Here is a 24,672-nt window from a genome sequence, read left to right on the forward strand (position 1 = left end):
GTGCGGCCTCAGTGTTTCCAGGGCGTTGCGCCCTGCGCCTTCTCGTCGATGACGTAACCGCGATGGAAACGGTCGAGCGAGTAGGCGGCGTTCAGTTCGTGCGGTTCGTCGCGGGCAATCGTGTGGGCGAAACACCAGCCCGAAGCAGGCGTCGCCTTGAAACCGCCGTAGCACCAGCCGCAATTCAGATACATGCCGGGAAGCGGGCCGGTGGCGATGATCGGCGAGCCATCCATGCTCATGTCCATGATGCCGCCCCAGGAGCGCAGCAGCCGCACCTTGGCCACCGCCGGGAACAGCGCCACCGTCTCCGACATCACTTCCTCGACAATCGGCAGATTTCCGCGTTGCGCGTAGGTGTTGTAGGCGTCGATGTCGCCGCCGAAAACCAGCCCGCCCTTGTCGGACTGCGATATGTAGAGATGGCCGCCGCCGAAGGTGACGACGGTGTGGAGCAGGGGCTTCAGCGATTCCGACACGAATGCCTGCAGCACGTGGCTTTCGATCGGCAGCGTGTCGATGCCGGCAAGCTTCATCACCGGGCCGGTCGATCCGGCGACGCAGACCGCGACCTTCTTTGCCCGGATTTCACCGCGTGTGGTGCGCACGCCCGTCACCCGGTCGCCGTCGCGCAGAAAACCGGTTACCTCGCAGTTTTCCAGCATGTCGACGCCGCGCCGGTCGGCGGCGCGGGCATAGCCCCAGGCGACCGCGTCATGGCGCGCCGTGCCGGCGCGCGGCTGTTCCAGGCCGCCGAGTACGGGAAATCGGGCGCTGCCGGAAAGATCGAGGCCCGGCACGCGGCGGCGCAACTCGTCGGGAAAGACCATGCGCGCATCGACGCCCATGAGGCGCATCGCGTTGCCGCGCCGGGCCGCGTCGTCCATCTGCGCCGGGGTATGGCACAAATTGATAATGCCGCGTTGCGAGAACATCACGTTGTAGTTCAGCTCATGGCTGAGGTCTTCCCACAGCTTCATCGAATGCTCGTAGAAGGGAGTGTTGCCCTTCAGCAGGTAGTTCGAGCGGACGATCGTCGTGTTGCGGCCGATATTGCCGGAGCCGAGCCAGCCCTTTTCGCAGACGGCGACATTGGTGATGCCGTGATTGCGGGCCAGATAATAGGCCGTCGCCAGGCCGTGGCCGCCGCCACCGACGATGATCACGTCATAGGTGGATTTGGGTTCCGGCTTGCGCCACGCTTGCTTCCACGCGGTATTGCCGGTGAAGGCGTTTTTCAGAATTTGCCAGGCAGAATACTCCGCCATGTTTCAACAACTCCCTCTGTTAGAGGCAACCTAGATGCTGAAGGGCTTTCCGTCCTGCCGCAATTCCGCCGTCGAGTTGCGGGTAGACGACCAGATCGGCGACGGTTGTTGACTTGGCGTGGCGATACCTGACAATTCGCGGGCGACTTACGGTGTTCGACAGATGAAGAAGTTTTTCACGGGGCTTTTGTTCGGCCTGATTTGGCTGATCGCCGGGGCTGCGGCTCATGCGCAGGTCGATGTCGAAGCCGCCACCGCCAGCGTGCAGGCGCTCGAACGCGAGTTGCAGGGGCTAACCCGGAATCTGGGCGACGTGCGCGACGACGACGACAGGCTTGTCGCGCTCAGCGAGCGCGTACGTGCCTTGTCCGGGCGCGCGGTCGAAGTCGGTGTCGAGCTTTCACCGGAACTCGTCGATATCCGCCTTCGGCTGGACCAGATCGGCGTCGAAAGCCAGGCTGCCGAGGAGCCCGCCTTTCTTGTCCAGGAACGCGAGTTGCTGAGTGCCGAGCGCGCGCTGATCAACGCCCTTATCGGGCGACTGGAAATGGTCACCATCGATGCCGGCCGGTTGCGCGAGGCGATATCGGAGGCGCGGCGCGACCTGTTCACCAACCGGTTGGCGCGTCGCTACAACCTCAATGCGGCATTCGGGCCGGAGCTGTTTGGCGATGTGCAGGACCGCGCCGCCACCATTGTGCGCCGTGTGACCTCGTGGTCGGGATTCGCCTGGCGTTTCAAGGCGCAGCAGATGGCCGCGGCGACCGCATTGTCGTTTGCGGCAGCATTGATCTTCGCCATCTTTGGCCGCCGCGCGCTCGGCATTGTCGTGCGCCGCGATCCGCAGGCTGACAGCCCGTCCTATGTCGCGCGGCTGACCACCGCTTTCATGACGACGCTGTTCCCGGCGGTGACGCTGCTCTTGTTTCTGACCCTGGTGTTGGCATTCTACCTGTTTTTCGACGTGTTGCGGGGCGACATCGGCCAACTGCTGGGGACAGTATTTGCGGCGATCTGGGTGGTTTTCCTGGTCTGGCGGCTGGTCGAGGCGATCTTTGCGCCCGGCCTGCCAGCGTGGCGGCTGGTGCCGGTCACGGATCGCGCCGCGTCGCTGTTGAAGTGGCTGATCGTTGCGATGGCGATTGTCACGGTCGGCGACCGGGTGATCGGGGAAGCGATAGCCGGCGCCGGCGGCTCGCTGTCGATCACAGTTGCAAAGACCTTGTTCAGCAGCCTGCTTGTCGCCTTCATTCTTGCGGCGATCGCGCTTGTACGGCCGTTTCCGGGTGGCGAAGGTGAGCACGACCGCAGGTGGCCGATGGGTTTCCGCATCCTGATGTTCGCCTTGGTCGCTGTCCTCGTCGTGTCGAGCGCTCTCGGCTATATCGGGTTCGCCGGCTTCCTGTCCGAACAGATCGTTGCGTCCGGGGCGATCGCAGCGACCATGTATCTCGGCTACCGCGCCGCCCATGCGATCTCGCGCGAGCATGCCCTTGCCGGCACGCGTCTGGGTGGCTGGCTGCGCGAACGGCTGGAGCTGAGCGAAGCGAGGATCGATCAACTCGGGCTGGTGGCCGGCGTCCTGCTGGTTCTGGCCGTGTTCTGCATTGGCGTGCCGTTGCTGTTGATCTTCTGGGGTTTCAGTTGGATCGACATTCGTGGCTGGCTGTTCGGCGCGATGAACGAATTCGCGGTCGGGTCGATCTCGATCTCGATTACGGGGATTCTCACCGGCATTCTGGTGTTCGCCATCGGATACTGGCTGACCAAGTTGGTGCAGCGGTGGCTCGACAGCGAAGTGCTGTCGCGCGGGCATATGGATACCGGCTTGCGCAACTCGATCCGTACCGGGGCAGGTTACGCCGGTATCACGATTGCGGTGATGATCGGTGTTTCGGTGGCCGGCATCGACCTTTCGCAACTCGCGCTGATCGCCGGTGCATTGTCGCTCGGTATCGGGTTTGGCCTGCAGAACATCGTGTCGAACTTCGTGTCGGGACTGATCCTGTTGGCTGAAAGGCCATTCAAGGTTGGCGACTGGATCGAGGCCGGCGGTGTGAGCGGTTATGTGAAAAGCATCAATGTGCGCGCCACTGAGATCGAGACCTTCCAGCGCAAGACGGTGATCCTGCCGAACTCGGACCTGATCAACGGTGCAGTGGCCAACTGGACCCACCGCAACACGCTTGGCCGGGTCGAGGTTCCCGTCGGTGTGTCCTACAGTTCCGATCCCGGTCAGGTGCGCGAGATCCTGCTCGACATCGCAGGCAAACATCCGCTTCTCCTGATGAATCCGGAACCCTATGTGCTGTTTGCCGATTTCGGGGATTCTTCGCTCGATTTCGAGCTGCGCGGATTTCTCGCCGACATCAACGATATCCTGACCGTCAGCACGGATTTGCGGTTTGAGATTTTCGAACGGTTCAGGCAGGCCGGGATCGAGATCCCGTTCCCGCAACGCGATGTGCACATGCGCCTCGTCGACACCAACGATGCGGTCGTCAAGGACCTTGGCAGCGCGCCGGCTACCGGCCCGGCCAGCTATCCCATTGCCGATGGCGACAACGGGCCGGACGGGGATTGACATTCATGTGGCGTTCAGGCTCGCCTCGCTAGGACGGCTGCAAGTGGCGGCAATGGCCGCAAAGCAAGAAGGAGGCGGACCGCAGGTCCGTTTATAATGAATGCGTCGCGTTCTTGGCACAATCGCTATCCTGTCGGTCTCGGCAACGTTCGCGGATGCGGCGTCGCTGACCAACAAGGACGGCGGCAGCCAGACGATCGTCATCACCGAAAAAGGCGTCCGTAGCGAATTCGCAATCGCCGCCGGTGAAACCGTGACGGCCTGCGAAAGCGGGTGCTTCCTCACCCTTCCCAATGGTGACCGGGCCGCCCTGTCGGGTACGGAAACGGTCAGCATCGTGAACGGTGGAATCGTCATGGAATGATCGATTTTCACTAAAATTCGACGGGATTTTCTAACCGGTTGTCAACCAGACAGCCGGTTTTCCTTCTTGTAAACAGCCGGTTTACCAATACCTTTTACCCGAACTTTCTCGTTTCAGGCTACCGTTGCGGAGTACAGGCCATTCTTTTTGGCAAGTATTTCCGGGATGGAGTGGGCGAATTGGACGCACGTGTGGAAAGCAGGGCGGCTGTTCTGGCTGTCGATCTCGACGGCACGTTGATCGCGACCGATCTCCTTTGGGAGTGCTTTTTCTCGCTGATTCGCAGCAACCCGCTGATCTTGTTCATGCTTCCGCTATGGTTGATGCGCGGCAAGACCTATTTCAAGCAGCAGGTGTTCTCGCGCGTCGAGTCGGCGCCGGAAGCCCTGCCTTACCGCAAGGGCGTTCTCGAGCGGCTTCGCACCGAGAAGGAGCGGGGGCGGCGCGTGGTGCTGGCGACCGCCAGCGACGCCGGGCATGCCCGCGCGATCGCCGCGCATCTCGGCCTGTTCGACGACGTGATCGGCTCGGATGGCCAGCGGAACCTGAAGTCGCACGACAAGGCGGTTGCCTTGACGGACCGCTATGGCGAGTTCGGTTTCGACTATCTTGGCAACAGCCATGACGACATTGCGGTGTTCGAGGCCGCCGACAAGGCGATTGCGGTCGCCCCGGATCGCGCCGCTGCGCGCTGGGCGAAGGCGCATGACGCCGAAGTGATCGAGCAGGCGCAGAGGTTGTCGTTGAAGACGGTCGCGCGGATGCTGCGGGTTCACCAGTGGTCCAAGAACCTGCTGATCGCGGTACCGGCGGTGCTTGACCACAAGATCCTCGATCCGTTGACGATCTTGCAACTGGGCGCGGCCTTCTTTGCGTTCAGCTTCCTTGCCTCGGCGTTTTACATCGTCAACGACCTGTTCGACCTGGCGGCCGACCGCGCCCATCCGACCAAATGCAAGCGGCCGCTGGCGGCCGGGCTGGTGTCGCCGCAGCAGGGGCTGGCGGTGGCCGCCGGGCTTGTCGCTGCTTCGGTTGCCATCAGCGCAATGCTGCCGCCGCTGTTTGCGGCCGTGCTGGCCGGCTACATGCTGGCGACGTTCTCCTACTCGCTGAAGATCAAGCGCTGGCTTCTGATCGACGTGCTGTTTCTCGCCGGGCTCTACACGATCCGGGTGATCGCGGGTGCGGCTGCGACCACGCTGGCGCCGTCGCCCTGGCTCTTGGCGTTTTCCATCTTCTTCTTCCTCTCCCTTGCGCTCGTCAAACGCTACGTCGAACTCGATCATTCGGAGAACCCCGACAAGGAACGGCTGCAGGGTAGGGGTTATCGGCCCGAGGACAAGGACGTCATTTCGCAGGCTGGCATGTCGTCGGGATTCGCTGCGGTCGTTGTGCTCGCACTCTATCTGGAGAGCGATCTGGCGCATGAATTGTATGCCAATTCGTGGTTGTTGTGGCTGCTGTGTCCGTTGGTGCTCTACATCATCGTGAGAATCTGGATATTGGCGCGCCGGCAGGAATTCCATGACGACCCGGTGGTCTTCATCGCGACGGACTGGCGCAGCCAGATCATGGTCGCGGCGGGGGCAGCCATCATTTTGGCCGCAGGTCCATTGTTCAATGGGATATAGCCACGACAGCTTTGGCCGCGTGAGGCGTGGCCGGCGAGTAGCGCTGGATGCGCGGGCCGCGCTGGCTGGTCTAGCGAGCGCAGGGCAAGGCTCATTGCTGCCCTTTGGCAACGGCCGCAGCTATGGCGACAGCTGTCACCTCGATGGTGGTAGCCTGGTCGATTTCCGCGGCATGAAGCGGATTCTGGCTTTCGATCCGGAAACAGGTGTCTTGGAAGCCGAAGCCGGCGTCATGCTGCACGCGGTCATCGACGCTGTGGCGCGGTACGGCTGGTTTCTGCCGGTAACGCCCGGCACGCAGCATGTCACGCTTGGCGGTGCCGTCGCCAACGATGTGCATGGCAAGAACCATCACCGCCGCGGAACATTCGGCAACCATGTTATCGGTCTTGAACTCGTGCGCAGCGATGTCGGCGCCAAATGGCTGGATGGCCGCGAACGTGGTGCCTTGTTTCGGGCGACGGTGGGCGGCATGGGTCTGACAGGTCTTATCACCCGCGTACGCCTGCGGTTGATGAAGGTGTCCTCGCTTGATGTCGCAGAGACCGTGACACCGTTCCGGAATCTCGTGGGGTATTTCGATCTGGCCGAAGCGGCGGATGAAGACAACGAATATTCGGTGGCGTGGCTCGATCAGCTCGGCGGGCGGGGGAGCGATACGCACGGCGTGCTCTTGACCGCCAATCATGCCGGAAACGGCCGGTTTCTAAGCGGAAAACACGATGTCCGGCTGAGCGTGCCGTTCGACCTGCCGTTCAACGCGCTCAACCCGGCAAGCCTCAGAATATTCAACGCGGTCTTCCACCGGGCAAAGCTGCGCAAGGCCGGAAAGACGACAATCAGCGGCTATCAGGGCTTCTTCTACCCGCTCGACGCGATCGGCAACTGGAACCGGCTGTACGGCCCGAAAGGCCTGTTCCAGCACCAGAGCGTGCTTCCGTTCGAGACGGCGCGCAGGGCTGTTCCGGCGCTGCTGGAAGCCTCGCGCAATGCCGGCGAGGCATCGTTCCTGACGGTGCTGAAGCGTTTCGGCAGCATGCCGTCGCCGGGCCTGATGTCGTTTCCGACGCCCGGCTACACGCTGACGCTGGATTTCCCCAATCGCGGCGAACGCACCTTGCGTCTGCTCGACGAACTGGACCGCATCACGATCGCATCCGGTGGCCGGGTCAATCCGTACAAGGATGCGCGCATGAGCGCGGCGACATTCGCGGCGTCGTTTCCGCATTGGCGGCAACTCGAGCGGCTGCGCGATCCGGCGATCCTTTCGGATTTCTGGAAACGGACGGCGCTCGCGCTGGATTGCGGCGGCAACGACGACGCCATCGAAGGCGAGAGCCGGCGTGCAAAAGCCGCGGCGAATTAGGGGCGCAGGACGAGGTTGGGACCGACATGAAGTATATTCCGTTCATCTTGTTCACAGTGCTGATGAACGCAGCCGCGCAGTTGTTCCTCAAGCAAGGCATGACCTCGCTGAGCGCTGCGGTTCTGGCGCAGGACAACCTGATCCTGAAATCGATCCAGATCGTGCTGCAGCCCTGGGTGTTCCTCGGCTGGCTGACGCTGGTTATCTCGATGATTTCGCACATGTATGTGCTATCGAAAGTCGATCTGTCCTTCGCCTATCCGTTCCTCAGCCTGGCCTATGTGGTCGTGGCGCTGTTGGCCTGGTGGTTGTTCAAGGAGGAACTCGGCGTCTACAAGATCGCCGGCATCGCGTTCATCTGCATCGGAACCGCGCTGATCGCGCAAAGCGGCGATCCCGTAACGAACGGCGCTCCCGGCAAGACCGCTGATGCGGCCGCTCCCGCCGCAACCGAAGAGCTGAAGTCATGAAGCACGTTATCTTCGGCGGCGACGGCTTTGTCGGTCGCCAGCTCGCGAAGGATCTTGTGGGGCGCGGCGAGGATGTCGTCGTCGCCGACATCGCGATGGGCGATGTGCCGCATTATGATTTCGTCCGGTTCGTACCCTGCGACGTAACCAACCCCGCCATGGTCGCCGCGGTCGAGATCAAGCCGGACGACATGGTCTACAACCTGTCGGCCAAGATGCTGTCGCCGATCCAGACACGTGCTAAGCGCGCCGAATTCTTCTGGCCGGTCAATTACTTCGGGACCGTCAATATCATCGAAGCACTCGCGGCCGCCGAAAACGACCGGTTGGTGCATTTCACCACCGACATGGTGTACGGCCATACCCGGACAACGCCGATGACCGAGGATCATCCGCTCGCGCCGCTTGGCGACTACGGTCTCTCGAAGCTCAAGTCGGAAGACCTGGCCGCCGATTGGCGCGCCAAGGGCATGCGCATATCGATCTTCCGTCCGCGCCTGATCATCGGGCCGGGCCGGCTCGGTATCCTGACCAAGCTGTTCCGGCTGATCGACGCAAACCTGCCGGTGCCGATGATCGGTTCGGGGCGCAATCCATACCAGTTCGTGTCGGTGTTCGACTGTGCCAAGGCAGCGCGGCTGGCCTGGGAAAACGATGTACCGAACGCGGCGTACAATCTTGGGTCCGACAATCCACCGCCAGTGCGCGACTTGCTGCGCGGCTTGATCGCGCATGCCGGTTCACGTTCGTTCGTGCTGCCGACGCCGGGATTTGCGGTCAAGCGTGTGCTCGACCTGTTCGACCTGATGAACGTGCCGATCATGGATCCCGAACAGTATCTCATCGCCGACGAGCACTGCCTGCTCGACTGCTCGCGCGCAAAACGCGAGTTGGGCTGGGCGCCCGACTATGGCGACGAGGACATGCTGATCAACGCATACTCCGATTACCGGCGAACGGTGATCGGTGAACAAACCGAAGAAACCGCCATCCCGGCACCGTCGCCGGCCGAATAGGGAAGAACGATGCTCGATTTCCTGAACCGCAAGAAGCCCCGCAAGGCGGTCGCCGCGCCGTCGGTCTCCATGCCTGAAACCGGTTTTGACGCCGGTCCGCTCGTCAAGCCCGACCTGCTTTCGGTCGCGGATGCCAAGGCGCTCGATGTCGCCTCGATGACGGATCTGTTCAAAACTCATCTCAATCCCGGCCAGCTTCACTTCATGAAGCTGTTGGGCTTCCACAAGATCAAGATCGAACGCGCCGAAGGCATGTATTACGTCGATCAGGGTGGCCGCAAGATCCTCGACTTCTTCGGCGGTTTCGGTTCGCTGGCGCTTGGCCACAACCACCCAAGGATCATCGAGGCCCGCAAGACATTCCAGGACGAGCAGCGTCACGAGATCGCCATGGCGTTCATGTCGCAATATGCGGCAGCACTCGCGCATGACATCGCCGCCTGCTCGCCGGGCGAGTTGGACATGGTGTTTCTCGGCTCCTCCGGTTCGGAGGCGATGGAGGCGGCGCTGAAGGTGGCCGAACGGGCCGCGGGGCCGGATCGGCCGCTCGTCGTTTATGCCGAGAATTCGTTCCACGGAAAGACCAAGGGCGTGCTGTCGATCACCGACGGGCCGCTCTATCGTGGTGAGTTCAAGCTTATTGAGAATGGCATCAAGGTGCCGTTTGGCGATATCGAGGCCGTCGAGAACGCGTTCAAGGCGCATCCGGAGATCGGCGTCATCTGCCTGGAAACCGTACAGGGTGGCGGCGGTATCATCACCGCGGACACGGCCTATTGGCAGAAGCTGCGGCAATTGTGCGACCAATACGACGTGATCTGGATCGCCGACGAGGTGCAGTGCGGGCTGGGCCGGACAGGCCGGTTCTACGCCTTCGAGCATCATGGCGTGGTGCCGGACGTGACCGCGCTCGCCAAATCGCTCGGCGGCGGCAAGACTGCCATGGCCGCGATGATTGCAAAGCGCGATATCTACATGAAGGCTTATGGCACGCCCAAAACCGCGATGATCCACGCGCAAGCGACTTTTGGCGGCATTGGTGAGGCCTGCGTAACGGCGATCGAGACGCTCAACGTCCTTTATGACGAAGGGCTGATCGAAAACTCCGCGGAGACCGGCGCCTACCTGATTTCGGAGTTGCGACGGCTGCAGGCGAAGTATCCGACGATCATCAAGGATGTGCGCGGCCAGGGCTTTATGGTCGGCCTTGAGTTCGAGGACTTCAGCCAGACTTTGCCTGCGGTGGTGCGGCCGATGGTTTCGGTGCTCGACGACAAGCTGAAGGGATCGCTTTCAGGGTTTATCGGCGCGCTGTTGCTGCGTGATTACGATGTGCTGGTGGCGTTTACCGAATACAACCGCAACGTCATTCGCCTCGAGCCGCCGCTGATCTGCGGACGCGAACATGTCGACCAGTTCATCTCTGCGTTCGACGATCTGCTCGGACGCGGGATCGTTTCGATCGTCAAGGACTTCGTGCGCAGCCAGGTCGGCTGACGCACATACACATGACGAAAAAAACGTGCGGGCGGTCTTTCAACCGCCCGTTTCTGATTCTGGAAAGCGTTAGAGCGTTTCCCGGTTAGATTGAATCGCTTGAACGCCGGGATATTGTGCGGTGACAAGGAGCGGAAAGCGACGCGGGTCGACACCCGTTAGCTTTTCGCGACGCCGTCAGCCGCGCAGAAGACCAAGTTCAGGCGATCCGAATTTACTCAACATACGCAATTTAATGACCTCTGGCTTGAGGCTGCTTTCCGCCCCGGCGGCGTCGAAATCTTCGACCGATGCTTGGGGCGTCGCTCTGCGGTCTTCTCCTGGCCGGTCGCGAAAACCATCTATCATCAAACTACTTCTATCTAACCGTGAAACGCTCTAGCCGTCGACGCCGTCGAGGATCCAGGCATTGTAGCAGGGTGTAATCTCGACATAGCGGTGCTTGGCGAGCGCGGGCCGGTACACTTCCAACAGCATTCTGGTCGCGTCGGTGTAGGGGCATTGCGGCTCAAGCACGATATCGGCGGCGCGCACCGCATCGGCGACCGCGTCGGTCAGCGGCGGCACGGCGCGCGTCGGATCGGCGCCGATTGCGATGTGTTTTGGCGCGGTCTTGTCGAGGAGCCAGGGGAACGGATTGGTGAAGTCGAGCGTCATGATCGTCTCGTAGCGCCAACCGTCCTGTTCCAGCTGGTTCAACCTGGCGACCACCTCGTCCATGTTTTCCAGCAGGCCATACTGGAAGTCCATGTCGGAGAAGAGCAGGAACGAGCCCATCTCGCCGCGGTTGGCGAGGTCGCGCAGTGCGTCGGCATGCTCGATGTAATGGAGTTCCATGCGCCCGGCGCGTTCGATGGCGCGCAGACGCGTGGTGGCCGCGTTCATCGTCTTGAGGTTCTCGAACTTTAGCGGCACCTGCTTGGCCATGGTGCCGATTGCGCGGGCCGCGTGATGAGCGGTCTGGACGAGCGGCGAGGCGACGGCTGCCGCCGCGGTGAAGTAGATCGCCGCAAGGAAACCGGCGGGCAGCGCCAGCGGCTGGATGGCGATCAGTGCATAGAGGACGACCGGCCAGAGCTGGATGAGTTCCTGTCCGCCGGTGTTCTGGCTTTCGAAGAAGATGCCGGCAAACAGCGCGACGGCAAGCCAGCCTGCTGGCTGGTCGGCCACGGCGCGGATGCGCGCGAGGACACCGAAACCGTTCGATACATCGCTGGCAAACCGGTGGCGGGCGGCGATCCAGAGGAAGAATGCGATCAAAAGAATGGTCGACAGGGTCGTTCCGGCGGTGCGCGAGGCCGACTGCAGCATGCGTGAGGCCAGCACGCCGGAGTTCATCGTCACCAGCACGATGATGTCGTGCACATAGGCCGAGATCATGCCGGTCGCCAGCTCGACAATGCCGACTGCGACAATCGCGCCAACCGCGGCGGCCGCAGCAGCGGGCAAGGTGACGCGGCCGGCCAGCAGGGCGTAGGCGCACAGCAGCCCGCCCGCGATGAAAGCGGTGATCTTGATGCCGAACATCGCGAACATCAGCACGCCGACAGCAATGGCCATGACCCGCTGGTCGCGCACAAACAGCAGCGCAGCAGTCAGGACGAACAGCAACTGGCTGGAGTGGCGATTGTAGATGCCGAACCCGTCGGAGCCGGGAAACACGTAATACTCGCTCGTGTTGAACGGCAGGAAACTGTAGGCGACGAACGGCGCAACCAGACAGATGGCGGCCACGGGAGAGCGCCGCGCCACCTCGGCGGTAACGAGCGCCATGACCGGCACGGTGACCAGAAGCATCGCCCAACTCGACAGCAGGATCGGCTGGGCCTGCGGGAACGCCAGTTGCAGGATGTAGACCAGGTAATATCCGAGCGGGCCAACCGGAATGAAGAAATCGACGGCGGGCAACTGTCCGGTGGCGATGCGGTGCGCGGCGTCGAGATAGAGATAGGTATCCCAGGTCATCGCGCCGAGCGGCATCAGCAGCGGCAATGCCAGGCAGATGCCGACCAGAGCCACCAGGATCGCCAGAAGCGCCCAGCTCGACCGCACATAGAAGCGATCGGCACTCTCGACCGGGAAAGCCATGCGAATTCGTCCGTCTCGGTTTTGTTACGCTTGGGAATAGCGGGTTTAACTTACGAGATGTTTAAGCTCGCCGGCAGAACGCCGTCGCGCGGCGGGTGCGGCGCCGTCGCGCGGTGTTCGGCCCATGTCGCAATCAGGCTGAAACCACATGGGCCTGCGGCCCTATAGTTCGCCGCAAATCGGATTTCGGAGTGCGGGCAATGGCAGGGTTTCCTGAGAAGGCCAAGGTCGTCATCATAGGCGTCGGTGGCATAGTGGGCGCATCGGTGGCGCATCACCTGATCGAGCGGGGCTGGGACGACATCATCGGCATCGACAAGTCGTCGATACCGACCGACATCGGCTCAACCTCGCATGCTTCGGACTTCTGCTACGCGACCAGCCACGATTTCCTGTCGTGCTGGACGACGCTCTATTCGATCGATTTCTTCGAGAAGCGCGGCCGCTATGCCAAGGTCGGCGGACTGGAAGTCGCCCGTGTGGGCGACGACGCGCGCATGGACGAGATCAAGCGCAAGGTGGCGTCCGCCAAGGCGTTCGGCACGCGCGCCCGGCTGGTGACCCCGGCCGAGATCAAGGAGAAATTCCCGCTGATCGAAGAGAGCATGGTGCAGGGCGGGTTGTGGGACCCGGATGCCGGCCTTGTTGCGCCACGCTCGCAGACGGTGGCGGGCGAACTGGTGGACGAGGCGGTCGCCAGCGGCAAGCTGAGAACCTTTGCCAACACACCGGCGCTCGACCTGGTGATCGACGATGGCCGCATCAAGGGCGTGAAGACGCATCGCGGCACCATTGAGGCCGACTATGTGGTGGTCTGCGCCGGGCTGTGGGGCCGGCTGATCGCGGGCATGGCCGGCGAGGATCTGCCGGTGATGCCGGTCGACCATCCTCTGACCTTCTTCGGGCCCTACAAGGAGTTCGAAGGCACCGGCAAGGATATCGGTTATCCGCTGCTGCGCGACCAGGGCAATTCCGCCTACATGCGCGATACGGGCGATCCGAAGACGCCGGAAGGCGGTCAGATCGAATGGGGATATTACGAGGAGACCAATCCGCGCCTGTGCCATCCGCGCGACATTCTTGAAAAGGAAGAGGCGCGGCTGTCGCCGTCGCAGCGCGATCTCGACATGGAGCAGATCATCGAGCCGCTGGAGCGGGCGATGGAACTGACGCCGATCCTCGGCGAGTTGGGCTACAACGAGAACTACTCCTTCAACGGCCTTTTGCAGGTGACCACCGATGGCGGCCCGTCGATGGGCGAGAGCCAGCAGGTGAGGGGGCTGTGGTATGCGGTTGCGATCTGGGTCAAGGATGGCCCGGGCATGGGCAAGCTCATTGCCGACTGGATGACCGACGGGCGCACCGAAATCGACCATCACGCGGTCGACTATGCACGTTTCCTGCCGCACATGCTGGACGAGCAGTTCATCTTCGAACGCTGCACAGAAACGGCGATGAAGATCTACAATCCCGCCGTGCACCCGCGCGAGCCGTTTGCCGGCGGGCGCAATGTGCGCCGCTCGCCGTTCTACGAGCGCGAGAAGGAAATGGGCGGGTATTTCATGGAGCTTGGCGGCTGGGAGCGCGCCCACGGCTACGCCGTAAACGAGCATCTGCTGGAGAAATACGGCGACCGGGTGCCGGTGCGCGCAAACGAGTGGGACAACCGGCATTTCTGGCGCGTGTCGAATGCCGAGCAACTTGCCATGAGCGAGGATTGCGGCATCGTCAACCTGTCGCATTTCGCCATCTATGACGTGGAAGGCCCGGACCATGTGGCGCTGATGGAGTGGCTGTGCGCGGCGAAGATCGGCGGCGACACCATGGTCGGCAAGGGTATCTACACGCATTTTCTCGACGATGAGGGCATGGTGCGCGCCGACCTGACGGTGTTGCGCATGGAAGACCGCTGCCGAGTGATCGACGGCGCCGATGCCGGCCCGCGCGACTTCCACTACATGCGCCGCGTCGCCGCAGAAAAGGGCTTCGACGTGACGGTGACCGACGTGACGAACGATTTCGTGACGATCGGCATCTGGGGGCCGAATGCGCGCGAGACGCTGCAGAAGGTGGTCGAGGAACCGGCGGCGCTGGAGAAAGAGAACTTCCCGTTTGCGGCACTTCGGCCGCTGCGCATCGCCGGCACCGACATCACCGCGCTCAGGCTGTCCTATGTCGGCGAACAGGGCTTCGAACTGCACATGGCCTACGGGGACGCGCTGGCGGTGTGGGACGCGTTGCGCGCAACCGGGGTCATGGCGTTCGGCGTGGAGACCTACGCCAACAGCCGGCGCATGGAAAAGAGCCTGCGCCTGCAGAACGCCGACCTTTTGACGGAGTACAATCTCTACGAAGCCGATCTGGCGCGGCCGAAGGTCAAGGAGGCCGATTTCCGCGGCAAGGCGAAGCATCTGGAATACCGCGCCCGCGACCACCAGCCGGCGATGCTGTGTACGCTGGTGATGACCGACAATGTGGATGCGGCCGGCGTGGCGCGCTATCCGGTCGGCATCATGCCGGTGATGGACCCGGACACCGGCGAAACGCTGGTCGACGCGTTGGGCCGCCGGTCGTTTACGACATCGGTCGCCTACGGGCCGACCATCGGCAAGAACATCGCGCTCGCCTATCTGCCGTGGGACTATTGCCAGGAGGGACGCAAGCTGACGGTCGAGTATTTCGGTGAGACCTATCCGGTGGAAGTCGCCGGCGTCGGCTACAGCCCGCTGTATGACCCGGACAACCTGAAACCGCGGAGCTGATCGGCGGCAGCCCGTTCAGGCGCGCAAGCCGTCGAGCAGCGCGTCGATGGCGGCGATGATGTCATCTGGCGATGCGCCTTCGGCGATATCGAGGGCGGCGCGGTCGAATGCGGCGCTCAGCACGGAAGCCAGAGCGGCGACGGGCACCGGTCGGATCTCTCCGTTATCCATGCCGATCTGCAGTCCGGCAGCGAGCGATCCGCCGGACGAGGCGGCGTCGATGGCATGCATCGCCTCCGTGCCGAGCACCGACGGCCCGTCGACCAGAAGAAGCCGCGTGCGGCCGGGTACGCGCATTGCCTCGAAATAGGCCCTGGCGCCCGATTTAAGCGCGCCAAGCGCGGTTTGCGGATTTGCCGACGCGGCCTCGATGGCGGTGGCGACAGCGGCGCTCTCGCGCTCGATGATGGCGCGAAACAGGTCCAGCTTGTCGGCATAGTGGTGATAGAGCGCGCCGCGTGTCACGCCGGCGGCCTTGACCAGTTCCGGCGTGCCGGTCGCCGCATATCCCTTGTCGACGAACAATTGCCGCGCCGCCTCGATGAGCGCCGCCTTGGTTCTGGCCGTCCGGGTCTCGTTGGGAATCGAATTCGATTTTTCTTGCATACATACAGCCTGTATGTTAATTCGAATATACATACACATTGTATGTAAATGAAACGAAAAGGGAAAGCCATGAAATCGACCCAGTATTATCCGGTCCTGGTGACCGACAAGGTGGCCGAAACGGCTGCTTTCTACGTTGAGAAATTCCGCTTCCAGCCCGCCTTCGAAAGCGACTGGTATGTGCATTTGCAGTCCAGCGAGGACCCGTCCGTCAATCTGGCGATCCTGCAAACCGGGCATGAGACGATCCCGGTTGACGGCAATGCCCCGGCGCCGTCGGTGATCCTGAATTTCGAGGTCGAGGACCCGGACGGCATCCACGCGGAGGCCAAGCGCAACGGCCTGCCGATCCTGAAGCCGCTGACCGACGAGGCATTTGGCCAGCGCCATTTCATCACCCGCGATCCGTCAGGCAACCTGGTCGATATCATCAAGCCGATCCCGCCATCGGCGGAGTTTGCGGCGATGTATTCAGGCGACGCCCTGCCGCAATAGGTGATTGCGGGCAGGCGGGACGCCGGCGGCGAGGCGACCGCCTGCCGGCCCTATGGCGAGCCGACCAACACGGGCTTTGCCACCGGCAAGTCGTGGATCGGCGAACGCCATGACGCCGAGACCGGCCTGACCTATCTTAACGCCCGCTATCACGACCCCGTGCTCGGCGTTCGGCTGACGCCTCACTATCTCGCCCGACAACTGGGACCCGACCAAACCCGGCGACGGCACCTGCGAGGCCATCAGGTCGCTGCGGGCGCAGGGCCTCGGCATCAACAAGATCGCCCGCGAGCTGCGGGTGGGCAAGTCGGTGGTCCAGCGGGTCGCCAATGAGATGAGGGGGGAGGCCGATGGCGCAAGCGCCTGAGATACCCGCCCGGCGGGTCGTGAACGACGCGGGCAAGAGCGAGTGGCGCATCGGACGCCGGGGCCTCAAGGTCGTGGAGGAGCTGGCCGCCCGGGGCGTGGCCGTCTCCACCATCGCCAAGGCGCTCCGCATGGGCAAGGACGCCTTCATGAGGTGCCGCCAGCGCCAGCCCGAGGTTCAGGAGGCGCTGGACCGGGGCCGCGCCAAGGAGCACGACAAACTGGTCGCCAAGCTGCACGAGCTGGCGATGGAGGGGAACGTGACGGCGGTGATCTTCGCGCTCAAGGCCCGCCACGCCTACCGTGAGGGCGAGGCCCCCGAGGGCGGCAGCACCAACGTGCAGGTCAACATCAACCTGCCCTCCGCCATGACCCCCGAGGAGTACCAGCGCATGGTGGACGTGACGCCGGGGGGTGGGCATGAGTAGCGCACTCGTGAGCGCACGTCGGCCATTGCGCATAGCGAAGTATGGCTCGGCCAATAGTATCTGCCCTGCTCAAATTACACGAAGAAGGGCGACAGCTGTCTTACAAACCTTGGTTGGGATCGTTAATGGCGCGCCGTCGCTGCATCCGCTTCCGAGCGGAAGCTTCTGACGGTCTACTCCTGTCAGTGTCGCCAGTCAGCCGTAGACGTCCCAAACCATGCTGAGTGGGGTCGTATCCAGGCCAAGAACAATCAGCATTTGCCGCCAATTCATCTAAGACCATTTGACGAACGCTGTGAGTAGAGCGTTGAATTCTTCTGGCGTAAGAACCGTGAGGGCATGGGCCGCCTTTCAGGCCACAGATAACCCGTGCCGCTACGCCACTGACGAATGCAGTAGCAAAGGATGTACCAAACATGAGGTCATCCCGGCGAAGTCCGGGGCGGCTTGCTAGCTCTTCCCCAACAACCTTTGCTCCGTCGGGTCCGAGGATGAACCGGTCACTGGGCACAGCTTTGTACTGCGAGGATGGGCTAAGATTTCTAAAGTGATAAGAACCTACGGCTATCATTTTTTCGAACGCCGCAGGGCTCGCAATCCTTGAGCGGTTGTTTCCAGCCGCCGCAATCAATACGACGTCTCCGGCAAAATCAACAAATCTATCAAAAAAGAACTTGAGCTGCTTAATGTTCATGGCCGCGTCCAGCGGTGAGCTGCATACCTCACAATGATCTGGGTCGCAGCTCATGCTTAGGCTCAGATTAATCACATCGCATGGGCCAGCAGTGTGCGCCAAATAGAGCCCTGCAAGCACATCACTGAGAGTTCCGTCGGTATCGAACGCTTTCACCGGAATAATTCGTGCCGAGGGTGCGATCTTGTTCACGATGCTCGCTACCAGAGTGCCATGGCCCGTCCTGTCTCCGTCGCGGGTATCTGGGTTCAGCGGGTCTTTCGCATTCAATTGTCGGTGGATTGAACCGCGATGATCCGTCATCAGGTCAAAATCAAGACCCGAGTCAATAATGCCGACGGTGCAGCTTCGTCCACATTCAGAACTAGCAACGTCCGCTCTTGCGCTTGCGATCGCTTCCGAAATATTCTTTGTATTCAGGTCAATTGATGCGTTCGGTCGTACAAGGTAGTCTGGAACGGCACCATCAATGCGTCCACGGCTAAACTGGTTCAACCGAAGTCTGCCTGCGATTTCCTCTTCTGACCCCTCGGGAACTCTTGCAACAAATGGCAGGCGACCTTTATGCCTGTAAAACTCTTCGCCGATGGGTACGTCATTGGCGCGCAAAACGTCACTTACGTCATGTAAAATCTCAAAGTCGGCTCCAAGCTCCTCGCGAAGCTGCTGCTCACCGTCGGGCGACCACTCAGGCCCTGGACCAACAACTACTCGACCTGGCTCAAAACAGTTCAACTTACGTCACCCCCATTGGACCCAATCTGCCACGTCACACTGACTTTGAAGTTAGCGTTGATTGTACCCTTTGTCACGAATGGTATCCCAGCTTCACCACCGACATCCACTCCGAATTCCATTGCGATTTCGGCTGGTGGATTTGGAATCGAAAACAGATTTTCAGCAACGTTTGCGCAACCCTTTCGAATCAATTCGGAAACTTGTTTAAGTCTTTCTTCTGTGGCCTCTACAAAGTCTTCAGTGTTTGCCTCTGGAGTTACAGCGCCGCGCGTTTGGGAGATTTGGATTTGGAAATTTGATCCCGACTTACTATCGTTCATGAGAGCCTCTCCTACAGTTAATCTATATGATAGCAGAGGTAGGTTGGTCAGGAAATCCAATACTTAGGGGGCTCTTCTATCTGCCCGCCTTCATGGCACCAAACAGAAGCGCAATATCTATCATTCAGAAGGCCTGCGAAAACAGCAGGCAACCGAAAGCCAGGACGTATATCAGGCAACAACTATCTCCGGCAGCGCTAAGTGCCTGATCCAGCTATCCTTCCCCGATGATGCAGGCCGCCTCCACCATCGACATCTCCCCGACGCCGTTCCAGTCGCGCGTCCTCTCGCTGCCCATGGAGTGGGACCTGTTGCTGGACGGCGGGCGCGGCGGCGGCAAGACCTATGCGGTGATCCTTGAGGTGTTCCGCCGGGCGGAGCGGTGGGGCGCGCAGTCGCGGACCCTGATCACCCGCCGGACGCAGGACGCGCTGTCGGAGCTGGAGCACGAACTGCTGGCCATCTTCCGTCTGCGCTACGGCAATGGCGCGCGGCACAACGCCAACGAGCACGTCTTCCGGCTGCCAAACGAGGCCTATGTCGAGTTGCGGAACCTTGAGGCCCAGCGCGACCTGCTGCCGCTACAGGGCAAGAGCTTCGACTGCATCGTGGCTGAGGACGTCGGGCGCTAACCGGCGGCCGGCAGTGCGGCCGGGGAGGAAGGCTTGAATGTCCGGCGTCCTTTTCCGTTCCCGGCGTGGCCAAGACCTTCGTTCGTGCTAGTCTCAAAGCATGGCATCGCAACTATTGCGCATGATGTTCCTTGCAGCGGCTGTGCTTGGCGTGGGCCAGGGCGCGGCGCGCGGCGACGAGCCGGTCGATATCGCCCTCGTTCTGGCCGTCGATGTGTCGCTGTCGATGTCCCAGGAAGAGTTGCAGATCCAGCGCGAGGGCTATGCAGCGGCGATCAGCAGCCCGGAGGTCGTTCGCGCCATCGAGCGCGGGCTCTACGGCCGGATCGCGGTCGCGATGTTCGAGTGGGCGAACGACACCCATTCGCGGGAGCTGCTCGGCTGGACACTGATCGCAAGTGCCGCCGATGCCGAGCGCGTCGCGCAGTCATTGCGCGCGAATTACAGCGCCGGCCAGCGGCGGACATCGATTTCCGGCGCGATCGGTCGCGCGACGACGCTGCTGGAAAGCGTCCCCTACGAGCCGCTGCGACGGGTAATCGACATCTCCGGCGACGGCCCGAACAATCAGGGCCTTCCCGTGACCGAGGCGCGCGACGCCGCGCTTGCGACAGGCATCACCATCAACGGCTTGCCCCTGATGACGCTTAGCGGTCCCGGCGCGGCCTTCGGGATCGATGATCTCGACCGCTATTATGTACGATGCGTCATTGGCGGGCCGGGCGCCTTCATGGTGCCGGTCGACGACTGGGGCCAGTTCGCCGAGGCGGTCCGCCGCAAGCTGGTGCTGGAAATCGGCGGCCTGACGCCGGCGCAGCCGCCGGTCGTGCCGGCGCAGTTGATCCTCGAAGAACCCTATGACTGCCTGATCGGCGAGAAGATCTGGCGCCAGCGCATGTGGCAGTTCGACGATTTCGATCTGCAGTGACCGGGAAACGCTCTAGAGCGTGTTCCGATCAGATTGAAGCAGTTTGATGAGAGATGGTTTTCGCAACCGGCCAGGAGAAGACCGCAGGGCGATGCTGGTGCATCGGTTGAGGATTTCGACGCCGCCGGGGCGGAAAGCAGCCTCAAGCCGGAGGTCATGCAACTGAGAACATTGAAGAACATCAGATCGCCTGAACTTGATCTTTTGCACAGTGAGCAGCGTCGCGAAAAGCTGACGGGTCTCGACCCGCTTCGTTTTCCGCTCCTTGTCACTGCACAAAATCCCGGCGTTCAAGCGATTCAATCTGACCGGAACACGCTCTAGCGGGGCCACCGCCGAACGAACCCGCTCTTGGGCCAGCGATCAACGCGGCGACGAAGCCGCCGGCGGCGCCCGTTTGGCGGCCGGCCAGGGAGACCGGATCAGGGGTCGGCGGTTGTATCCACGCCATTGAGCCGGCGGGTGATCTCGGCAAGCCGCGACAGGCTTTGTAGCGTGACCGGCAGGGCCAGCGCGCTTTCGACGAACTCCCAAGAATAGCTGATGATCGAGAAGATCGTGCCGACCGTTATCTCGAGTTCGCTGGTCGCGTACCACAGATTGAACAGGACAAGACCCAGCAGCACGACGAAGATCGCGCCGTAGAGTACGGCCTCGGTGTCTGACAAACGAACCTCGTGGCGCCGCAGATGCATCAGATGCGCGAGCGTCGGCCGGTTCTTGCGCTGTTCAAGGATGCTGACCTGCTTTTCGGTCTGCTGATTGAGAGCGGCATTGATGCGGTAGAACCGCCGGTGAAACAACGCGTAGATCAGCACAATTGCCAGCGCCGCCATGCCGCCGGCGAAGGCCAGGACAGGCGAGAAGGCGTAGAGGACCAAAACCGCGATTGTCAGCTGGACCGCCGCCGCCATGGATTCAGGCAGGGTGTGTTCGAGGAAATCGACCAGTTCGCGCCCCATGCCGAGACGCGCATTGAGGGTCGATACGGGCAACGCTGCCGATCGCGCCGCCTGTTCGCGGCCCATTTCGACACGGATGCTCGCATAGGCCCTGGTGTCATAGACCCGGCGGATAACAGCGACGACGATCAGCGCGGTCATGATGCCGCCCAAGGTCCAGAACTCCCGCATGGCGCCAGCCAGCATGCCGTCGATGGCAAAGCCGATAAACAGCGGGATCAGCGCTGTCAGGGCGGTTTCGGCGAGGATCATCGCCCAGGTCAGCGCAATGCGCGCGCGAAACACGCGCAACAGCGTTGCGATGGTGAGGTCGCGGCCGGTCAGCATGCAGTATCGGCGGGGGCAGGCGAGACCGGCTTCGGGGCTGGCCTGAACAACCCGATAACGTCCTCGGCGACGGCGATCAGCACCGGCACCAGGAGCAGCATCAGCGCGGTGCCGAACAATTCGCCGAAGGCCAGCGAGACTGCAGCCGGAATGAGATACTGGGCCTGTTCCGATGTCTCGGTCAGCAGCGGCATCAGGCCGATGACTGTGGTGGCCGTCGTCAGAAAAATGGCGCGGAAGCGGCCAAGACCTGCGGTCCTGAGCGCCTCGGCCACGGGCTCGTCATCCTCGCGTGCCTGATTGTAGCGGGTGATCATCACAAGGCTGTCATTGACGATGACGCCGGTCAGCGCGAGCATGCCGAAGAACGACAGGAGTGACAGGGGAACGTTCATGATCATGTGACCGACGGCTGCGGCGACGAAGCCGAAGGGCACGATGGCGAGGATCACGAGGGGCTGCCAGTAGCTCTTGAGCGGCACCGCCATCAGCACGTAGATCAGCACCGCGGCCAGGATGAGCGCATTGATCAGACCGCCGCGGATCTCGCCCATCTCCTCCAGTTCGCCGGCGGCGATCACTTCGACGCTCGGATAGCGTGCGGCCAGTTCCGGCACCAGTTGCTCGAAGATCGCCTGACCCACTTCCTCGGGGGCGACCAGGCCGCGATCGATGGAGGCGGCCACAGTGTTCATGCGTTTACCGTCCCGGCGCGTGACAACGCCAGATGCATAAGTACCCGTGATCTCGACAACCGTATCCAGCGGAACCCAGGCGCCTCTGGCGCTACGCAGGTGGCTCTGCGTGAGATCGTCGATCGTGTCGCGCGCGGTGCGAGCGTTCTGCGCGACGACGCGCACCTCCGCGCCGTCGCGGCGTAAACGCGTGATCTCGGAGCCGCCGAAGGCATAGCCGATCTGCGTTGCCAGCGTCTCGGTCGAAAAACCGAGATTGCGGGCCTCGGGCCGCAGGCGCAGCCGCAGTTCGGGCTGGCCGCCGTCGAGATTGTCGCGGATGTTGGATACGCCTTCAAGCCGTGCCAGGAAACGGCGCATTTCGCCGCTCGCCTGGCGGAGCAGATCCGTGTCCTTCGACACCAGTCTGACTTGAAACCCGCCGGCTAGCGCCTCCGACCCGGTGAACTCCAGTTCGGTCGCGCCTTCGACCGGGCCGACGCGTTCGCGCCACTCGCGCACCACGTCGAGAACCGGCACGTCCGGTCGATCGGCCACCGGAACCATCTCGGCGAATATCTGTGCGCCACCCGCACCTTCCATGATGGTGAAAAAGGTCTCGATCGGCGGATTGTCCATGCCGGCGCGTTGTCGAAGCTCCTCATTCAGGTCGCGGCCGGTTTGCTCGATCCGGTCGACTTCCGCGCGGGTCAGCCCGAAAGGCGCGCGCGCATCCATTTCCAGACTGACGGTGATCACCTGGCTTGGCACCTCGGGGAAAAACACGGTCTGGACCTGGCCCTTGATCATCAGCCCCAGCCCTCCGGTTGCGGCGGCGATGAAAAGGATCAGCGCGGCATAGCGGTGACGCACCGAGTGGACCAGCACGGGCTGATAGACGGTGTCGCGAAACCAAGCCAACCCGGATTGCGCGGTATCCTGCACAGCGCCCCACAACCGCGCCGGAAAGTGCGGCCGGTCGTCATCGATCGGTACATGAGCCAGATGCGCCGGCAAGATGAACTTGCTTTCAATCAGTGAGAAGATCAGGGCGAGGATCACGATGCCGGAAAAACCGGCTAGCACCTTGCCCAGGGGATTGTCGATCAGCAGCATGGGGTAGAAGGCGGCGATGGTGGTCAGTACGCCGAACACGGTGGCGACCGCGACGCGTTCGACGCCGATCTCGGTTCCCTTGACCGGATCGGCTATTCTGCGCCGTTCCTCGAAAACGCTTTCGCCGACGACCACGGCGTCGTCGACCAGAATACCCAGCGCGATGATCAGGCCGAAGGTGGTCACATCATTGAGCGAGTAATCCACCCACGACGTGCCGGAGACGGCGATCGCGCCCATCATCGAGACCGGAATGCCCATCGCCACCCAGAACGCCAGCCGGACATTCAGGGAAATCGACAGCATCAACGTCACCAGCAGCAGGCCCTGAACGCCATTGGAACGCAGCAACGCCAACCGGTCGGAAATGTAGCCGGCGCTGTCACCCCAGACCGAAACACCGATCGACGGCGGAAGCCGTGGCTCGAAGTCCTCAACAACACCGCGCACCACGCGGCTGATGTCGAGCAGGTTTTCTTTCTGGCCGACCAGCACCTCCATGCCGACCGTCGGTTCGCCGTTGAGCCGGAACAGATAATCACCTTCCTCGAACCCGTCTTCGATCACGGCCAGATCGTCTAGCGGCACGCGTGACCCGTCAGGTCTTTCGATGACCGGCAACGCGGCATAGTCCGGGGCGTAGAGGGCGCGATCATCGGCGCGCAGAAAGATTGTGCCGCCATCGGTGCGCAGGCGTCCGGCCTGGAAATCGAGTGAATTGGCCTGGATGGCGGCGGTCACGTCGGCGACTGTCAAACCATACTGACGCAGCCGGTCCGGATCGATCTCGATACGCAACGTGCGTGGAATCAGCCCCCATATCTGCAGCCGCGACAGTTCCGGCTGTGCCAGAAGCTCCTCCTTGAGCCGTTGTGCGAGGGTTTGAAGCGTTGCCGGGTCGGCCGGGCCATGGAGATTCACATAAAGCGCTGGAAAGTCGAAGGCCGACGTCTCGATGACCGGGCGGCGCGTTTGCCTGGGCAGGTCTGTCAGCCCGTCGACACGCAAGCGCACGCGGTCCAGCACCGCCTGCAATTCCTGGCCGCCGGCCCGGCGCACCGATATGTTTGCGAAACCGTTGGAGGACTGCGACGTGATTGAGCGCACGCCTTCGAGCCCTTCGAGGGCTTGTTCGATTTTCTGCGTGACCAGCTGGTCGACCTGCTCGGCAGTCGCGTCGGGATACTGGACGCTGATTTCGACCGTTTCCGGGGGCACGCGCGGAAAGCCCTCGATGCGGATCGTCAGAGCGGTCTGCGCGCCCAGAAACAGGATCAGCGCCATCATGAGGTTGGCGGCAACGGGATTGCGGATGAACCAGGAGGTGAGCGCGCGCATGA

The 24,672-nt window shown here is 62.1% G+C and carries 22 protein-coding genes; 13 read left to right on the forward strand and 9 right to left on the reverse strand.

Annotation, left to right across the window (positions count from 1 at the left end):
• Nucleotides 1-8: 8 nt before the first annotated feature.
• Nucleotides 9-1,268 (reverse strand): sarcosine oxidase subunit beta family protein, encoded by a 1,260-nt coding sequence (locus ACO06R_RS07790; protein ID WP_421858124.1) that lies wholly within the window; start codon nt 1,266-1,268, stop codon nt 9-11.
• 163 nt (nt 1,269-1,431) lie between these two features.
• Here ACO06R_RS07790 and ACO06R_RS07795 point away from each other — a divergent pair, with 163 nt between their 5' ends.
• From ACO06R_RS07795 to ACO06R_RS07825, 7 genes are all read left to right on the forward strand, one after another.
• Entirely contained in the window at nt 1,432-3,852 is a 2,421-nt protein-coding gene (locus ACO06R_RS07795; protein WP_421858126.1) for a mechanosensitive ion channel family protein, read from the forward strand.
• Between the two features lie 100 nt (nt 3,853-3,952).
• A complete protein-coding gene (locus ACO06R_RS07800; RefSeq protein WP_421858129.1) occupies nt 3,953-4,216 on the forward strand; it encodes a hypothetical protein in 264 nt (87 codons plus the stop codon).
• A gap of 179 nt (nt 4,217-4,395) precedes the next feature.
• Entirely contained in the window at nt 4,396-5,847 is a 1,452-nt protein-coding gene (locus ACO06R_RS07805) for a UbiA family prenyltransferase (RefSeq protein WP_421858131.1), read from the forward strand.
• The gene (locus ACO06R_RS07810) at nt 5,837-7,213 is read left to right on the forward strand and encodes an FAD-binding oxidoreductase (protein ID WP_421858133.1); all 1,377 of its coding nucleotides are present in this window, start codon (nt 5,837-5,839) and stop codon (nt 7,211-7,213) included. Before ACO06R_RS07805 ends, ACO06R_RS07810 begins: the two co-directional genes overlap by 11 nt.
• Nucleotides 7,214-7,239: 26 nt before the next feature.
• Nucleotides 7,240-7,683: an EamA family transporter gene (locus ACO06R_RS07815; protein ID WP_421858136.1), complete on the forward strand. Its 444-nt coding sequence runs from the start codon at nt 7,240-7,242 to the stop codon at nt 7,681-7,683.
• On the forward strand, nt 7,680-8,699 hold the full coding sequence (locus ACO06R_RS07820; protein ID WP_421858139.1) for an NAD-dependent epimerase/dehydratase family protein: 1,020 nt from the start codon (nt 7,680-7,682) through the stop codon (nt 8,697-8,699). Before ACO06R_RS07815 ends, ACO06R_RS07820 begins: the two co-directional genes overlap by 4 nt.
• A 69-nt stretch (nt 8,700-8,768) precedes the next feature.
• Nucleotides 8,769-10,196, forward strand: coding sequence for an aspartate aminotransferase family protein (locus ACO06R_RS07825; protein WP_421859272.1), 1,428 nt, complete (start codon nt 8,769-8,771; stop codon nt 10,194-10,196).
• Nucleotides 10,197-10,373: 177 nt separating this feature from the next.
• On the opposite strand, the gene ACO06R_RS07830 is transcribed toward ACO06R_RS07825, so the two are convergent.
• Nucleotides 10,374-10,544, reverse strand: coding sequence for a hypothetical protein (locus ACO06R_RS07830; protein ID WP_421858142.1), 171 nt, complete (start codon nt 10,542-10,544; stop codon nt 10,374-10,376).
• A 30-nt stretch (nt 10,545-10,574) separates the two neighbouring features.
• Nucleotides 10,575-12,284, reverse strand: a complete 1,710-nt coding sequence (locus ACO06R_RS07835) for a hypothetical protein (protein WP_421858145.1) — start codon at nt 12,282-12,284, stop codon at nt 10,575-10,577.
• A gap of 200 nt (nt 12,285-12,484) precedes the next feature.
• Here ACO06R_RS07835 and ACO06R_RS07840 point away from each other — a divergent pair, with 200 nt between their 5' ends.
• Nucleotides 12,485-15,046 (forward strand): GcvT family protein, encoded by a 2,562-nt coding sequence (locus ACO06R_RS07840; protein ID WP_421858148.1) that lies wholly within the window; start codon nt 12,485-12,487, stop codon nt 15,044-15,046.
• Between the two features lie 15 nt (nt 15,047-15,061).
• On the opposite strand, the gene ACO06R_RS07845 is transcribed toward ACO06R_RS07840, so the two are convergent.
• Entirely contained in the window at nt 15,062-15,652 is a 591-nt protein-coding gene (locus tag ACO06R_RS07845) for a TetR/AcrR family transcriptional regulator (RefSeq protein ID WP_421858151.1), read from the reverse strand.
• 69 nt (nt 15,653-15,721) lie between these two features.
• Here ACO06R_RS07845 and ACO06R_RS07850 point away from each other — a divergent pair, with 69 nt between their 5' ends.
• The gene (locus ACO06R_RS07850; protein WP_421858154.1) at nt 15,722-16,147 is read left to right on the forward strand and encodes a VOC family protein; all 426 of its coding nucleotides are present in this window, start codon (nt 15,722-15,724) and stop codon (nt 16,145-16,147) included.
• Here ACO06R_RS07850 and ACO06R_RS07855 read toward each other — a convergent pair.
• Nucleotides 16,124-16,420, reverse strand: a complete 297-nt coding sequence (locus ACO06R_RS07855; protein ID WP_421858157.1) for a hypothetical protein — start codon at nt 16,418-16,420, stop codon at nt 16,124-16,126. The two genes, ACO06R_RS07850 and ACO06R_RS07855, sit on opposite strands and share 24 nt — an antisense overlap.
• 77 nt (nt 16,421-16,497) lie before the next feature.
• On the opposite strand from ACO06R_RS07855, the gene ACO06R_RS07860 reads away from it, so the two are divergent.
• The gene (locus ACO06R_RS07860) at nt 16,498-16,941 is read left to right on the forward strand and encodes a hypothetical protein (RefSeq protein WP_421858160.1); all 444 of its coding nucleotides are present in this window, start codon (nt 16,498-16,500) and stop codon (nt 16,939-16,941) included.
• A gap of 100 nt (nt 16,942-17,041) precedes the next feature.
• On the opposite strand, the gene ACO06R_RS07865 is transcribed toward ACO06R_RS07860, so the two are convergent.
• Nucleotides 17,042-18,370 (reverse strand): S8 family peptidase, encoded by a 1,329-nt coding sequence (locus ACO06R_RS07865; protein ID WP_421858163.1) that lies wholly within the window; start codon nt 18,368-18,370, stop codon nt 17,042-17,044.
• Entirely contained in the window at nt 18,367-18,693 is a 327-nt protein-coding gene (locus ACO06R_RS07870; protein ID WP_421858166.1) for a CU044_2847 family protein, read from the reverse strand. Before ACO06R_RS07870 ends, ACO06R_RS07865 begins: the two co-directional genes overlap by 4 nt.
• Before the next feature lie 227 nt (nt 18,694-18,920).
• Between ACO06R_RS07870 and ACO06R_RS07875 the strand changes: the two genes are divergently transcribed.
• From ACO06R_RS07875 to ACO06R_RS07885, 3 genes are all read left to right on the forward strand, one after another.
• Entirely contained in the window at nt 18,921-19,325 is a 405-nt protein-coding gene (locus ACO06R_RS07875) for a hypothetical protein (protein ID WP_421858169.1), read from the forward strand.
• Between the two features lie 100 nt (nt 19,326-19,425).
• Entirely contained in the window at nt 19,426-20,253 is an 828-nt protein-coding gene (locus ACO06R_RS07880; RefSeq protein WP_421858171.1) for a DUF1194 domain-containing protein, read from the forward strand.
• Nucleotides 20,254-20,286: 33 nt separating this feature from the next.
• Nucleotides 20,287-20,577 carry a hypothetical protein gene (locus ACO06R_RS07885; protein ID WP_421858173.1) on the forward strand — a complete coding sequence of 97 codons (291 nt, stop codon included), beginning with the start codon at nt 20,287-20,289 and terminating at the stop codon, nt 20,575-20,577.
• A gap of 98 nt (nt 20,578-20,675) precedes the next feature.
• On the opposite strand, the gene ACO06R_RS07890 is transcribed toward ACO06R_RS07885, so the two are convergent.
• The gene (locus ACO06R_RS07890; protein WP_421858175.1) at nt 20,676-21,542 is read right to left on the reverse strand and encodes an ABC transporter six-transmembrane domain-containing protein; all 867 of its coding nucleotides are present in this window, start codon (nt 21,540-21,542) and stop codon (nt 20,676-20,678) included.
• On the reverse strand, nt 21,536-24,670 hold the full coding sequence (locus ACO06R_RS07895) for an efflux RND transporter permease subunit (RefSeq protein WP_421858178.1): 3,135 nt from the start codon (nt 24,668-24,670) through the stop codon (nt 21,536-21,538). Before ACO06R_RS07895 ends, ACO06R_RS07890 begins: the two co-directional genes overlap by 7 nt.
• Between the last annotated feature and the right edge of the window lie 2 nt (nt 24,671-24,672).

The sequence above is a fragment of the Oricola sp. genome (assembly GCF_965230365.1).
GTDB lineage: Bacteria > Pseudomonadota > Alphaproteobacteria > Rhizobiales > Rhizobiaceae > Oricola.

Excerpts from the sequence above, each read along its gene's own strand:
- ACO06R_RS07790 (WP_421858124.1), bottom strand. The coding sequence starts at position 1,268 with ATGGCGGAGTATTCTGCCTGGCAAATTCTGAAAAACGCCTTCACCGGC.
- ACO06R_RS07795 (WP_421858126.1), top strand. The coding sequence starts at position 1,432 with ATGAAGAAGTTTTTCACGGGGCTTTTGTTCGGCCTGATTTGGCTGATC.
- ACO06R_RS07800 (WP_421858129.1), top strand. The coding sequence starts at position 3,953 with ATGCGTCGCGTTCTTGGCACAATCGCTATCCTGTCGGTCTCGGCAACG.
- ACO06R_RS07810 (WP_421858133.1), top strand. The coding sequence starts at position 5,837 with ATGGGATATAGCCACGACAGCTTTGGCCGCGTGAGGCGTGGCCGGCGA.
- ACO06R_RS07815 (WP_421858136.1), top strand. The coding sequence starts at position 7,240 with ATGAAGTATATTCCGTTCATCTTGTTCACAGTGCTGATGAACGCAGCC.
- ACO06R_RS07820 (WP_421858139.1), top strand. The coding sequence starts at position 7,680 with ATGAAGCACGTTATCTTCGGCGGCGACGGCTTTGTCGGTCGCCAGCTC.
- ACO06R_RS07825 (WP_421859272.1), top strand. The coding sequence starts at position 8,769 with ATGCCTGAAACCGGTTTTGACGCCGGTCCGCTCGTCAAGCCCGACCTG.
- ACO06R_RS07830 (WP_421858142.1), bottom strand. The coding sequence starts at position 10,544 with ATGATAGATGGTTTTCGCGACCGGCCAGGAGAAGACCGCAGAGCGACG.
- ACO06R_RS07835 (WP_421858145.1), bottom strand. The coding sequence starts at position 12,284 with ATGGCTTTCCCGGTCGAGAGTGCCGATCGCTTCTATGTGCGGTCGAGC.
- ACO06R_RS07840 (WP_421858148.1), top strand. The coding sequence starts at position 12,485 with ATGGCAGGGTTTCCTGAGAAGGCCAAGGTCGTCATCATAGGCGTCGGT.
- ACO06R_RS07845 (WP_421858151.1), bottom strand. The coding sequence starts at position 15,652 with ATGCAAGAAAAATCGAATTCGATTCCCAACGAGACCCGGACGGCCAGA.
- ACO06R_RS07850 (WP_421858154.1), top strand. The coding sequence starts at position 15,722 with ATGAAATCGACCCAGTATTATCCGGTCCTGGTGACCGACAAGGTGGCC.
- ACO06R_RS07855 (WP_421858157.1), bottom strand. The coding sequence starts at position 16,420 with ATGCCGAGGCCCTGCGCCCGCAGCGACCTGATGGCCTCGCAGGTGCCG.
- ACO06R_RS07860 (WP_421858160.1), top strand. The coding sequence starts at position 16,498 with ATGGCGCAAGCGCCTGAGATACCCGCCCGGCGGGTCGTGAACGACGCG.
- ACO06R_RS07870 (WP_421858166.1), bottom strand. The coding sequence starts at position 18,693 with ATGAACGATAGTAAGTCGGGATCAAATTTCCAAATCCAAATCTCCCAA.
- ACO06R_RS07875 (WP_421858169.1), top strand. The coding sequence starts at position 18,921 with ATGATGCAGGCCGCCTCCACCATCGACATCTCCCCGACGCCGTTCCAG.
- ACO06R_RS07880 (WP_421858171.1), top strand. The coding sequence starts at position 19,426 with ATGGCATCGCAACTATTGCGCATGATGTTCCTTGCAGCGGCTGTGCTT.
- ACO06R_RS07890 (WP_421858175.1), bottom strand. The coding sequence starts at position 21,542 with ATGCTGACCGGCCGCGACCTCACCATCGCAACGCTGTTGCGCGTGTTT.
- ACO06R_RS07895 (WP_421858178.1), bottom strand. The coding sequence starts at position 24,670 with ATGCGCGCGCTCACCTCCTGGTTCATCCGCAATCCCGTTGCCGCCAAC.